The organism is Sphingomonas pollutisoli (assembly GCF_029167165.1).
Lineage (GTDB): Bacteria > Pseudomonadota > Alphaproteobacteria > Sphingomonadales > Sphingomonadaceae > Sphingomonas > Sphingomonas pollutisoli.
Map to the genome: position 1 here is coordinate 1 of NZ_JARFNJ010000071.1, position 516 is coordinate 516.

Genomic DNA, 516 nt, shown 5'->3' on the forward strand with positions numbered 1-516 from the left:
CCTGCCTCGACAAGCATGGTGCGGGCATGAGCGTTGCCGGCCCGCGTAATTCGGCCGCGATGGACGCGTGATCCGCTTGAATATTCCGAAGGCACCAACCCGAGGTAGGCCATCAGTTGTTTCGGATTCTGGAACCGCGTCAAGTCGCCAACCTCGGCGATCAGAGTTGCGGCGACAATCAAGCGAACTCCGCGCAGCGCCTGCAGGCTGCGAACAAGAGCGGCAAATCGCCAGCCCTCCACTGCTTCCGCGAGCGCCGCCTCCAGCCTTTCCACGCGCGCCTGTGCCTCCAGAACGCGATGCTTTGCTTCCTCGAAGGCCAGTTGCTGATGCGGAAAATCGAAACGTTGCTCTGACAGCCAGCGCCAATAGGCTTTGGTCCACGCCGTTTTGCCGCAATACCGTCGATCATGGCGAAGTAGGAAGCTCCGCACCATTTGCTTTGCTGAGGTTGCCGCTTCCTGAGCAGAGCGCCGCGCCCGCACCAGATCCCGGATCGCCTCATGCTCTTCGTCG

General features: G+C 61.4%; 1 protein-coding gene. It reads right to left on the reverse strand.

What is annotated here, in order from left to right:
• Window positions 1-516: transposase (locus PX554_RS26605; protein WP_275505053.1), on the reverse strand; the 516-nt coding region annotated here is incomplete at both ends.